This window comes from Pseudomonas sp. M5, from assembly GCF_016907075.1.
Lineage (GTDB): Bacteria > Pseudomonadota > Gammaproteobacteria > Pseudomonadales > Pseudomonadaceae > Aquipseudomonas > Aquipseudomonas putida_E.
Window position 1 is genome coordinate 1,842,647 of the sequence record NZ_JAFBBH010000001.1, and the last position, 13,508, is coordinate 1,856,154.

At 67.4% G+C, this 13,508-nt stretch carries 2 protein-coding genes; both read right to left on the minus strand.

What is annotated here, in order from left to right; translation table 11 throughout:
• Positions 1 to 107: 107 nt before the first annotated feature.
• Positions 108 to 3,194: an amino acid adenylation domain-containing protein gene (locus tag JOE27_RS08375; RefSeq protein ID WP_204918512.1), complete on the minus strand. Its 3,087-nt coding sequence runs from the start codon at positions 3,192 to 3,194 to the stop codon at positions 108 to 110.
• A complete protein-coding gene (locus JOE27_RS08380) occupies positions 3,191 to 13,405 on the minus strand; it encodes a non-ribosomal peptide synthetase (protein ID WP_204918514.1) in 10,215 nt (3,404 codons plus the stop codon). Before JOE27_RS08380 ends, JOE27_RS08375 begins: the two co-directional genes overlap by 4 nt.
• Positions 13,406 to 13,508: the final 103 nt, after the last annotated feature.

Here is a 13,508-nt window from a genome sequence, read left to right on the forward strand (position 1 = left end):
AGCCGGCTCCTACAGGTTCAGCGCGGTTTTTGAGGCCTGCGCTGTACCTGTAGGAGCCGGCTTGCCGGCGATGGGCTGCGTAGCAGCCCTATCAAACGCTGTCTGAGCTATGCCGTAACGTTCTTCGCCTTGGCCAGCATCTGCTCCTTTTCCTCAGGGCTCATGCGCTCCAGTTGCAGGCGCGCCTGGGCAATCTTGAGCAACTGCCCGCGGTTTGCCTCGCTGGCCTGCAATGCCTCGGCCAGCCCCGCCACTGTGGGGTGCTCGAAGACCAGCGCCGGCGCCACTTCACAGTTCAACAACTTACGGATCCCAGCCACCAGCTTGATGATCAGCAGCGAATGGCCGCCGGCAGCGAAGAAGTCGGTGTGGATACCGATGCTGTCGCGCCCGAGCAACTGCGCCATGCGCTGGGCCAGCAACGCCTGCAATGCGTCCTGTGGGGCATCCTGCTGGCCGCCCTGCTGCGGCAGCTGCAGCAGCGCGCGACGGTCGAGCTTGCCGTTGGCCAGGCGCGGCAGGCTCGGCAGGCAACGCAGCTGCGTCGGTACCATGGCCGCTGGCAGGCACTCGGCAAGCCGCGCACGCAGCGAGGCTTCATCGAGCCCTTCGGCTTCGCCGTGCACGGCGTAGCAAGCCAGCAGTTCCAGTTGCCCGGGCTGGGTTTCGATCGCCAGCACCGCCCCTTGGGCGACCCCGTCGATCTCCAGCAGGCGCGCTTCCACTTCGGCCAACTCGACACGGAACCCGCGAATCTTCACCTGGTGATCCTGCCGCCCCTGCAGCAGGATGCTGCCATCGGCCTGGTAACGGGCCAGGTCACCGCTGCGGTACAGGCGCTCGCCGGCTTGCAATGGGTTGTCGATAAAGCGCGACGCCCCCTGCTCGTCCCCCAGATAGCCCCGGCACAGCTGGCGCCCGGCCACATGCAGTTCACCCAGCTCACCCACGCCCGCCAGTTGCCCTGCAGGCGTCAGCAAGTAAACGCGGTTGCCGGCCAGCACCTGGCCCAGGCTCGCCATCGGCGCCTCGGCCCGCAGTGGCTGGACCAGCACGCCGACGGTGGCCTCGGTCGGGCCATAGTGGTTGAACACCCGAGCCTGAGGCGCCAGCCGTGCGATGCGCGCCAGCAACTGCGCACTCGGCGCTTCGCCGCCCAGTACCAGGGTCGCTGGCAGGCTGGGCTGCGCGCTGTCGAGCAGCGCCGCCAGGTGCGACGGCACGATCTTCAGGCAATCGATACCTTCGTTGCGCACGAACGCGGCAAAGGCCGCCGGGTCCTGCATCACTGCGTCGCTGGCAACGTGCAAGGTGGCGCCAACCTGCAAGGCGCCGAACAGGCTGGTATGACCGAGGTCAGCCGCCACCGTGGCGCTGAACGCAAAGTGCCTGCAGGCCGAAAGGTCCAAGGCCTGCTCAGCGGCCTGCAGGTACCCGGCCAGTTGCCCGTGTTCGATGACCACCCCCTTGGGCTCACCGGTCGAACCCGAGGTAAACAGCACATAGGCCGCCGTATTGGCCGTGAGCGCTTGCGCCTCGAACGGCGCAGAAGTGTCCGCCAACTGCTCGAACAGCGTGGCATCGATCTGCAACTGCGCGCCGGCCAGGCGGCTGACCTGCTCGCGTCGCGCTGCGGGCCAGAGCGGGTCCAGCGGCAGGTACGCAGCGCCGCACTTCCAGCAGGCCAGCACCGCCGCCAGCCAGTGCGCCGAGCGCGGCAGGGCCAGGCCGACAACGCTGGCGCTGCCAACGCCCTGGGCCTGCAGGTGCGCGGCCAGCGCAGTGGCCAGCTGGTCGAGCTGCTGCCAGCTCCACCCCTGCCCTTGCTCGATGATCGCCAGCGCCTGGGGCTGTTCGCGCAGCCAGCGGGCGACCCGTTCGGGCAGCAGTTCGGTGACCGCTGGCAGTGCAGCCTGGGCGTTACGCTCAAGCACCAGGCGACGCTGTTGCTCACCGACAAGGCCCAGGCTGGCCAAGGCCGCGTCTGGTGTCTGAGCGATGCTTGCCAGCAGCGTTACGTACTGCTCGAGCAGTAGCTGCGCCAGTGCCGGGCTATGCCACGAGGCCCAGTACTGCAACAGCGCCTGTGGCGCTGCGCGGTCGCTGTCGACTTGCAGCAGCAGGTCGGGGCCGACCATCGGCGCGTCCATGCCCACTACCTGCCAACCACCGGCCAGCGGCGGGCAGGCGGGGATCAGGCGAAAACCGATGGCGGCAGGCTCCAGCGCGGGCGTGTGCTCGGGGGTGAAGTATTCCTGCCAAACGGCATGCTGCTCCAACTGCGCGGCCAGGCCGTGCAGCCAGGTACGCAGTGGCTGCTCGGCCTGGTAGTCGACAAGCACCGGCAGCTGCTTGTGATACACCCCTGCGCTGTCGGCGAAATAGGCGTAGTCGCCGCGGCTGTCGTGGCACCAGTTCACCACCTGCGCAGGCTGACCATCGAGCCGCGCCAGCAGCAGCCACCAGGCTGCCTGCAACACCATGTCCAAGGGCAGGCCAAGGCCGGCCAAGTGCTGCACAACGGCCGGGTCAAGCGCGGCGCGGGCCTGCGCGCGCTCACCGCGCGGGCTGCCTTGCGGGGGGCGCCAGGGCAGTTGCTGGGCGCTTGCGGGCTTGCCGTTCAGCGCGTTCCAGTAGCTGCGCGCAGTGCTGGCGTCTTCATCCACCACCACCTCGCTGCGCCACTGCAGGTACTGTTCGAAATCGCCGTCTTCGGCTGTTCCCAGTGTGCCCTGGCAGATCGCCGCAAGGCTTGCAGCCAGGGCCGGCAGGCTGGCAGCGTCAACCAGCGCAGCGAGCACACCAAGCACCAACTGGCAGCGCCCCTCGGCCTGCTCGCACACCAGCACGGCGACGCCCGCCCCGGCCTGCACATCCACCTCACGCTCGAACCAGGCCTGGCGGCCGGCGGTATCGCCCGCCGCCAGCCACGTCAGGTCCACCGCTGCCGCCTCGCGCTGAAAAAACTGACGCAGGCCGCGATAACCGGCGGCTTGGCCGATGCGCAGGCGCAGCGCGTCGTGCTGGCCCTGCCACAGCTGCAGGGCAGCCCGCAGCGCGGCGGGCGCCGGCACGCTGTCGAGCTGCAAGGTGATGCAGCGCGCCGCGTCCTGCCAGCGGGCAGGCAGTGCAGTCAGCTCGAGCACCTGCATGGGCAACAACGGCAGGCCGCTCGTTTCGACAGTGATGTTCATGCTTGCACTCCTGTGCGGTTCAAGGTGAGGGTTTCAAGGTCGGCACGTTGCATCATGTCGCCCATGGCGACGACGATCTTGCGTGGCCCCTGGAACGGGTCGCGGGCGTGTGCGGCCAGCATGTTGTCGAGCAGGATCACGTCACCGGCCTGCCAGTCGAAACGCACCGCGCACGCCTCGTACAGCTCACCGATCAACGCCATGTCGGCGTCTTCTATCGGGCTGCCATCGCCGTAGTAAACCTGACGCGGCATGCGCTCCAGGCCATACAGCGCCAACAGGTCCTCGCGCACGTCGGCATCCAGGCAGAACACGTGGTGCAGCTGCACCTGGTTGAAGAAACTCTTCTCACCGCTGACAGGGTGCTCGATCACCGCCGGGCAAGGCGTGCGGATCTGCAGTTCGTCGTTGTCCAGCCAGCGCCACTGGATACCCGACGCCTGGCAACGGCGCTCGACATCCGCACGCGAGTCGGTCTTGAAAAAATGCTGCCAGGACACGTCCAGCTTGTCGGTGAAAGTACGTACGTAGAGCAGGCCCTTGTCCTCGAAACGCTGGCGCAGGGGTGCGGGCAGGCGCTGATACATCTGCCGGCAATCGACCACCGGGGTGGCACCGCCAACCGGCGAAGGCAGTTCACAGAAGAACAGCTGTTTGCGCGGCCAGCGGTCCTGGTGGGCACTTTCGTTGTGGAAGAGGATCATCTTCTGCTCCGGATACGGCGTGGAGCGGTAGGTGTTCTTGCCGCCTTCCTTCTTAGGCAGGTCACCGTACTGGCCGTACAGCCCAGGCTGCACAGCCTCGGCGAAGGCCTCGAAGTCCTGCGGGGTCTGCAAGCCGAAACCGCGGAACAGAATGCCGCCATGAGCCACCAGTTTGCGTTCGATCTCGGCACGGTGCTTCACCACCCAGTCGGTCAGGCTCACGCCGGGATCGACCGGTTCGATCAGCAACGGAAAGGCCTGCCCCGGCACCATCGCAGCCTCGCGCACTGCGCTGGCCGGCCGGCTTGGCGTGCCGGCGCCGCGCTTGAGGAAACTGCCCAGCTTGTCTTTTTTGGGTTGCCCGCCGGCGGCGGCAGGCGCCGCCACGATTTCACTGTGAACCGCCATAGTGATCTCTCTCAGTTGGATGTGTGGGTTGCCCAGCACCTGGCCCAGGATGTCCAGCCAGCCACGCAGCAGTGCCTGGACCCGTTCTGCCTTGAACAGCTGTGTGGCGTACTGCCAGGTGACGCGCCAGCCGTCCGCGACCGGGTCGATGAACAGCGCCATGTCGAATTTCGAATAGCCGCCCGCCTGCGGCAGCACCTGCACACTCAGGTCGGCCAGGCCGCCATGCGCCAGCGGCATGTCGTTCATCACGAACAGCACCTGCACCAGCGGGTTCATGCCTGGGTGGCGCGGCGCGCCAGCAGCCTCGACGATCAGGTCGAACGGCAGCGCCTGCTGCTCGCTGGCATCGAGCAAGGTGGTGCGGGTGCGCGCCAGCCACGCGGCGAAGTCCAGTTGTTCGTCCAGTTGCGAGCGCAGTGGCAGAACATTGACGAAGAAGCCGATCAGCGCCTCAAGGTCGGGGTGTTCGCGGCCGGCGACATCCGCCCCGAGCAGCAGGTCGTGCTGGCCGCTGGCGCGGTGCATCAGCAGCTGGAACGCCGCCAGCAGCAGCATGTAGGGGGTCACGCCCAATTGCGCGGCCCGTTCGCGTACCGCCACGACCGTAGTCGGCGGCAGCTCGTGATAGAGGTTCTCCCCCGCCTGGGACGCCTTGGCCGGGCGCGGCAAGTCAGTGGGTAACTGCAAGCGCCCGCTGCTACCGTGCAAGGCCGTGCGCCACCACTGCGCCGGGGCCTGCAGCAGCCCGGCACGCTCGCGCTCGGCCTGCCATAGCGCATAGTCGGAGTACTGCAGCACCAGCGGCGCGAGCACGGGCGCCTGGCCACGGGCAAGGGCGCTGTAGCTGGCGATCAGTTCGTTGACCATCAGCGCCATCGACCAACCATCGGAAATGATGTGATGCATGTTGAGCAGCAGCACATGGGCGTCGCCGGACAGGCGCAGCAGGCGTGCACGCAGCATCGGCGCCTGGTCCAGGGGCACCGGCTGACGCACGTTGGCCAGTTGCGCTTCAAGCACGCGCAGCTGTTGCTCGGCGGCAGCCAAAAGGCTCAGGTCGTCCACTGGCAGGTCCAGGTCGACCGCCGCCTGGATCACCAGCAGCGGTTCACCTTCGTCGTCACAGGCTACCGCGCTGCGCAGCACTTCGTGGCGCTGCACCAGCACCTGCAAGGCCTGCTTCAGGCATGCGGGCTGCAACGGCCCGTCCAGGCGCAGGCCCAGCGGCATGCCGTACGCCCCGCTACCCAGGGCAAACTGTTCGGCAATCCACAACCGGCGCTGGGCCAGCGACAGCGGTGCGCTGGCCTTGACGCCCAGTGCGCGCAGTTGCGGGCCGGCATCGCTTACCGGCTGCGCCTGGCGCAGGCGCTGAGCGAAATCACACAAGCGCGGGGCGCTGAACAGGTCGCGTACACCGACCCCGGTGTGGCCGTCGCGGTGCAGCCGCGCCACCACCTGCGTGGCCAGCAGTGAGTGGCCACCGGCCTCGAAGAAGTGCTCGAAACGGCCCACTTCGTGCCTGCCCAGCACACTGGCCCAGGCCTGGGCGACCTCGCGTTCGAGCGCATCCAGGGGCGCACTGAACGCTGCTTCAGAGGTGTCGACCTCGATCGACGGCAATGCCTTGCGGTCGACCTTGCCGTTGGGGTTCAGCGGCAAACTGTCGAGCAGTTGCAGGCGTGACGGCACCATGTAGGGCGGCAGCACGGCGCGCAGCGCGTCGAGAATGCGCTGACGCAGCCCGGCATCGGCCTGCGAACCGCTGACCGGTACCAACCAGGCGGCCAGGTACAGGTCGGCACCTTGACCGCCCGGCATCACCACGGCCTCGCGCACCTCAGGCAGGGCCAGCAGGCAGGCTTCGACTTCACCGGGCTCGACGCGGAAACCGCGGATTTTCACCTGGTGGTCCAGGCGGCCGATGAACACCAGCTCGCCATTGGCCTGCTGCCGCACCAGGTCACCACTGCGGTACAGGCGGCCCCCGCCGACCGCGTCGTAGGGGTCGGGCACGAAACGTTCAGCGGTCAGCGCCGCCTGGCCAAAGTAACCACGCGCCAGGCAGGGGCCACCGATATACAGCTCGCCGTCAGTGCCGGTATCGAGCAGTTGCAAGGCTGCATCGAGCAGGTAAGCGGTACGCCCCGGCACCGGCGTTCCGATCGGCGCATAGCCGGTGTCGATGCGGGTAGACCCGTCGGCCTGCCACAGCAGCGGGGTGATCACTGTTTCGGTAGGGCCGTAGCCGTTGACGATACGCTGCGGCTGCAAGTGGGCCTGGATTCGCTCGAAGCCTTCACGCGCCAGCGCCTCCCCGGCCACGTTCATGCAGCGCACCGGCAGTGCCCGGCCCTGCTGATGCGCCCACTCGGCCAACTGACAGGCGTACTGGGTGGGGAAGTAGACCACGCTGGCGCGCTCGCGCTCGATCACCTCGAATGCCTGGGCCGCGGTCCAGATCTCATCGCCACGCACGATGCAGCAGGCGCCCTGGCTCAACGGCAACAACCATTGCTCAGTGCCCCAGTCGAAGTTGATCGAAGCGAAGTGCACGAAGCGGTCCTGCGCCGTCACCTGATACTGGCCGACCATGGTCGCGATGTGCGCGGCGATGGCGCCATGGGTCAGGGCCACACCCTTGGGGCGACCGGTGGAGCCGGAGGTGTAGATCAACCCCAACAGGTTGTCGGCGGTGGCTCGCGGCGCAGGGTTATCGTCCTGCGGCGCCAGGGGCTGGTCCAGCCACAACCACTGGGCCGTGCCTGCCAGCGCCAGTGGCTGCGCGGCGCTACGGGTGCCCAGCACCAGCCTGACGGCGCTGTCGTCGAGCATGTCCTGCAGACGCTGACGCGGGTATTGCGGGTCCAGCGGCACGTAGCCGGCACCGGCCTTGAGGATCGCCAGCAGGCCGACAACCATCGTCAGGCCTCGCTCACTGCACAGCCCTACCAGGTCCTCGGGGCCGACACCCCGCGCGATCAACTGTTGCGCCCAGGCGTTGGCCAAGCCGTTGAGCTGGCCGTAATCCAACGTGCCGTCCTCGGCAACCACCGCCACGGCCCGCGGGTTGCGCGCCGCCTGGGCCTCGATCAGCTGGTGTACGCCCAGTGCCGGAACAGTACCTTCAGCGGCCTGCCATTGACCCTGGCAACGCTGATGGCTGGCGGCATCCAGCAGGCTCAGCTCAGCCAGGCATGGGTTGCCAGCGCCAGCGATCGCCTGCAACAGGTGGCCAAACTGGTCGGCCAGGCGCTGCACGTCGGCCAGGCTGAAAGCGTCGTGGCGCAAGCGATAGTCGACCTGCAACTGCTCACCCATGCCCACCGACAGGGTCAAGGCGTAGTGGGGTTGCTCGTGGCTGTCCGGCACACCGAAGCGCGGCCCGTCACCGCCACCTTGCAGCACCTCGGCCACGGGGTAGTTCTCGAACGCCAGCAAGGTGTCGAACAGTGCCTCGCCAGCCCTGCCCGCCCAGCGCTGGATGTCGGCCAGTGGTGTGTATTCGTGCTCGCGTAGTGCCAGGTTGCTGGCCTGCAGCTGTTGCAGCCAGTCGTCCAGGCGCTGCTCAAGGCGCGGGGCGGCCACCAACGGCACGGTGTTGATGAACAGCCCCAGTTGCGCCTCGATGCCCGGCAACTGAGAAGGCCGCCCCGATACCGAAACACCGACGCAGACGGTGTCCTGACGGCAGTGCCGTTGCAGCAGCAAGAGCCAGGCCGCCTGCACCAATGTATTGACGGTAACCTTGCGCGCCCGCGCCGCCGCCTTGATCTGCGCCGATGCAGCGCTGCCAAGGCGTTGCTGCCACAGGCCGTAGCCAGCCGCTTCAACGCTGCGGCGCTGGCTGGCGAGCAGTGTTGGCGCCTGCATGCCCTGCAGCTGCGCCTGCCAGAACGACTGGTCCTGCTGGCGGTCACGCGTGGCCAGCCAGGCCAGGTAGGTACGTGGATGCGCAGGTGCCTGGCGGGGTGCCTGGCCACGGTAGCGTTGCATCACTTCAGCCAGCAACCGGGCATGGCTCCAGCCATCGAGCAGCAGGTGGTGATGGGTGTAGATCATGTGCCAGCGCTGTTCGCCCAGGCGCACCAGGGTGATGCCCAGCAAGGGCGCCTGATCAGTCGCGGCCATGGCCAGGCGCTGCTGCTCGGCCAGGATTTGCAGGTGGTCGGCCGACGCGGCCTGGTCGCGCCAGTCGAGCTGGCTGAACGGCAGTTGCAACTGGCGGCGGATCACCTGCACGGGTTGCTGCACGTCGACCGGCCAGTGAAAGCTGGCACGCAGCCCCGCGTGGGTGTCCAGCGCCGCCTGCCAGGCGGCCTGGAAGCGTTGCGGGTCGAGCTGGTCGATATCCAGGCGCAACTGGTTGATGTAGTCGCCGGCTGCGGCCGCATGCAGGCAATGGAACAGCAGGCCCTGTTGCAAGGGAGACAGCGGCAGGATGTCCTCGATCTGGGCCAGGTCCACTGCCAGGGCGGCGAGCCCGGTGCTGTCCAGATTGCTCAGCGGGAAGTCCGACGGCGTGGCACTGGCAACCCCCGGTTGCAGGCAGTGATCGACCAACGCGCGCAGCTGGCTGGCGAAATCGCTGGCCAGGGCATCGATGGTGGCCTCGTCGTACATCGCCTGGCTGTAGCCGAAACTGATACCCAGCTCGCCCTGGTAGACCTGCCCCTCCACGCTCAGCCAGTTGGCCAGCGGCGCGTCGCCATCCTGCCCCTGCCCGGCCCCTTGAGGGTCGGGCTGCCACAGCGCACCCTTCTCGAACTGGCTGTCGAACTGGCCCAGGTAGTTGAACGTCACCCGCGGTTGCGCCTGGCGCGCCAGTTGCTCGCGTTGCGCCGGTGTGCCCAGGTAACGCAGCACCCCATAGCCCAGGCCACGCTGGGGTACGGCGCGCAGTTGTTCCTTGATGGCCGCGATGCAGGCACCGGGCTGTGCTTGCGGACGCAAGGCGACCGGATACAGGCTGGTGAACCAGCCCACGGTACGCGTCAGGTCGATATCCTCGAACAGCTCCTCACGGCCATGCCCTTCGAGCTGCACCAGCACCTGCTGATTGCCGCTCCAGTTACACAGGGCACGGGCAAGGGCCGCCAGCAGCAGGTCGTTGACCTGCGTACGGTAGGCACTCGGCGCCTGTTGCAGCAGGGCCTGGGTAAAGGCCGGCGGGAAACTGACCCGTACCTTGCGCTCATCCGCCACGCGCGTCTGCGTTACCGCACGGTCACGTGGCAGCGCCTGCGCCCCGGCCTCGCCAAGTGCCAGCCAGTAATCGAGTTGCCCCGCACAGGCGTCGGCATGCCCGGCCAGGCGCTCGGCCCAGGCCTGGTAGCTGCTGGTCCGGGCAGGCAACGGCTGGCCCAGGCAGGCACGTTGCAGGTCTTCGAGCAGGATGCGCCAGGAAACGCCGTCGACCACCAGATGGTGGATCACCAGCAGCAGGCGCTGACTGCCGTCGGCCATGGCCACCAGCATCGCCGCCAGCAATGGCCCCTGATCGAGCCGCAGGCTGCGCTGGGCCTCATCGCACAATGCAGCCAGCGCTTGCTCGCTGCCTGCCTGGCGATGCCAGAGCTGCGGCACGCCAGCAGAGGCCGGCGCGTGGTGCTGCTGCCATTGGCCATCAGCCTGGGTGAAGCGCAGGCGCAAGGCGTCGTGCTGCGCCACCACCTGAGCCAGGGCCTGCTGCAGCTGCGCCGCTTGCAGCGGTTCGCGGGGCACCAGCAGCACGGCCTGGTTCCAGTGCTGGCGCACCGGCATGGGCGTGTCGAAAAACTGCAGCTGCACCGGGGTCAGGCGTGCCTCGCCCTCAGCCGGGCGCTGGTCGGCCTGGCGGCTGTCCACGCAGCCCGCAGCCTGGGCCAGGGTGCGCAGCGTCTGGTGCTGGAACAGGTCACGCGGGCTGAGCGCCAGCCCGGCCTGACGGGCGCGGCTGACGACCTGGATGGCAATGATCGAGTCGCCACCAAGCTCGAAGAAGTTGTCGTCCAGGCCCACCTGGGCGATGCCCAGCACTTCGCACCAGACCTTTGCCAGCTGGCGTTCGGCCGCGCTCTGAGGCGCAACATGGGTACCCTGTGCCCCGGCCTCGGGCTGTGGCAGGGCCTTGCGATCGAGCTTGCCGTTGGGTGTCAGCGGCAGGCCGTCCAGTGGCATCAGCTGGCTGGGCACCATGAATTCGGGCAGGCTTTGCAGCAGCCAGTCCTTGAGCTGCCCTTGCCAGCCCTCAGGCGTTGCATTGAGCACCAGGTAAGCCACCAACCGGCGACCATCGAGGGCCAGCACCACGCACTCGCGTACCAGCGCATGCTCGGCCAGACGCGCCTCGATCTCACCCAACTCGATGCGCAAACCACGGATTTTCACCTGGTGATCGAAGCGTCCCAGGTACTCGATCACACCGTCGGCACGCTGGCGCACACGGTCACCGGTACGGTACAGGCGCTCGCCGGTGCCGAACGGGTCGGCGACGAAGCGCTCGGCCGTCAGCCCTGGGCGGCGGTGGTAGCCGCGCGCCAGGCCCACCCCGCCCAGGTACAACTCACCGGCCACACCGACAGCGACGAGCTCAAGGCCGGCGTCGAGCACATAGGTGCGGATATTGGCGATCGGCTGGCCGATAGGCACGCTGTCCTTGCCCTCTTCGACGCAGGTCCAGTGGGTGACATCGATGGCAGCCTCGGTGGGGCCATAAAGGTTGTAAAGCCCCGCTGCAGGCAAACGCGCGAACACCTGGCGCTGGGCGTCCACAGGCAGCGCTTCGCCACTGCAGACGATGCGCGACAGGGTGCTGCAGGCGTGCACACCGGGCTCATGGATGAAGGCCTGCAGCATCGAAGGCACGAAGTGCAGCGTGGTCACCCGGTAGTGCTCGATGGCGCGGATCAGGCGTTGCGGATCGCGGTGCTCGCCCGGCGCCGCGATGGCCAGGCGGGCGCCGGTCATCAACGGCCAGAAGAACTCCCACACCGACACGTCGAAGCTGAACGGGGTTTTCTGCAGCACCGTATCGCTGGCGTCCAGGCCATAGGCTTGCTGCATCCAGCACAGGCGGTTGGTCAGCGCCTGGTGGCTGTTACCCGCGCCCTTCGGGCGCCCCGTAGAGCCGGAGGTATAAATGACATAGGCCAGCTGCGTCGGCTCGACCTTGAGACCCGGGGTGCTGTCCGGCATCGTGTCCAGCACCAGGGTGTCGAGCGCCACGCACTGCACACCGTGCGGCAGCGGCAGGCTGTCGAGCAGCGCCTGCTGGGTCAGCAGCAGGCCAATGCCGCTGTCCTCGATCATGTAGGCCAGTCGCTCCTCAGGGTACTCCGGGTCCAGGGGCACATAGGCCGCACCGGCCTTGAGGATCGCCAGCAAGGCAACGACCATCTCGATGCTGCGCTGAGCCGCGACCCCGACCAGGCTGTCACTGCCCACACCTTGATCACGCAGGTAATGGGCCAGGCGATTGGCCTGGGCATCGAGCTCGGCGTAGCTGAGCAGGCTGTCGGCGAACAGCAGTGCCGGCGCGTGCGGGGTGCGCTGCGCCTGAGCCTCGATCAGCTCATGCACGCCATAGTGCAGCGGGTAGCTGGCAGCCGTGGCGTTCCAGTCCTGCAGCACCCGTTGGCGGGTGGCCGGGTCGAGCATGGGCAGTTGCCACAGCGGGCGTGCAGGGTCAGCCACCAATTCACGCAGCACGGTGAGCCAGTGCCCCGCCATGCGCTCGATGGTCGCCGCATCGAACAGGTCGGTCGCGTAAGTGAACGCAGCGCGCAGCACGCCACCCTGCTCGTACGTGTCCAGGCTCAGATCGAACTGGGTGGTGCGGCTGCGCCACTCCAGTGCGGACAGCTCCAGGCCAGAGCCCAGCGTGACCGCAGCCAGGTCGGCCACCTGCGGCTGGTGGTTGTACATCACCTGGAACAACGGTGCGTGGCTCAGGTTGCGCTCCACCTTCAACGCATCGACCAGGCGCTCGAAGGGAAGGTCCTGATGGGCCTGGGCGCCCAGCACGGTTTGCCGCACTGCCTGCAAATAGGCCAGTGCGTCAGCTTGGGCATCCGGCTGCAGGCGCAATACCTGGGTGTTGACGAACAGGCCGATCAGCCCCTCGACTTCTGCGCGGTTGCGGTTGGCCACCGGGCTGCCGATGCGCAGGTCGCACTGGCCGGTGTAACGCTGCAGCAGCACGCCGAAAGCACCGAGCAGAACCATGAACAGCGTCAGGTTGTGCTGCGCCGCAAAACTGCGCAATTGCTGAGCAAGCGCCGTGTCCACCACCAGCTCCTGGCGGCTGCCTTTGAAACTTGGCGCGGCCGGGCGTGGGCGGTCGAGCGGCAACTCCAGCACCGGCTGCTCTTCACCCAACGTGGCTTGCCAGTAGGCCAGCTGGCGTTCGAGTTCGCCGGCTTCAAGCCAGCGCCGCTGCCACAGGGCGTAATCGACATACTGGATCGGCAGCGCCGGCAGTTGCGGCTGTGTGCCAGCGGCGCAGGCGTCATAACAGCGGCTGAATTCGTCGATCAGCACATTCATCGACCAACCGTCAGCGACGATGTGGTGCAAGGTGAGCAGCAACACGTGGTCCTGCTCAGCCAGTTGCAGCAGGCGGATGCGCAGCAACGGGCCATGCTCCAGGTCGAAGGGGCACAGCGACTCGGCCTCGACCTCGGTTTGCACCCGTGCCTGGCGGGCGTCTTCGGCCAGCTCGCGCAGGTCCAGGCGCTGGATCTGCGGCGCGCCCGGGCGGTGCACCTGGCACAGGCGCTCATCGGCCTGCTGCTGGAACACACAGCTCAGGCTCTGGTGGCGTTCGAGCAGGTGGCTGAACGCCTGCTGCAAGGCGGCCTCGTCAAGTGCCCCCTTGAGGCGGACCGCACCTGGCAGGTTATAGGCACCGCCGTGCGGATCCAGCTGCCAGAGCACCCACATGCGTTGCTGGGCGAACGAGGGTGCAAGACGGTCGTCAGCCGCCACCCCGGCCGGAATAGGGAACTGGGAAAAGTCGATGCCCTCTCTGGCCAGGGTTTCAAGGAACAGGCGGCGCTTTTCCAGCGGCAATTCAATGAAACGGCGGGCCAGTTGCAGGGACTTTTCGGGATTCATCAGCTTGCTTTCCGTACGAGTGGGGTACCACGGGCAGTGCCCGGCTATCCCTACGAAACGGATACAACCTGCAAAAAATTAACACCTCCACCCCCCGCCAGCG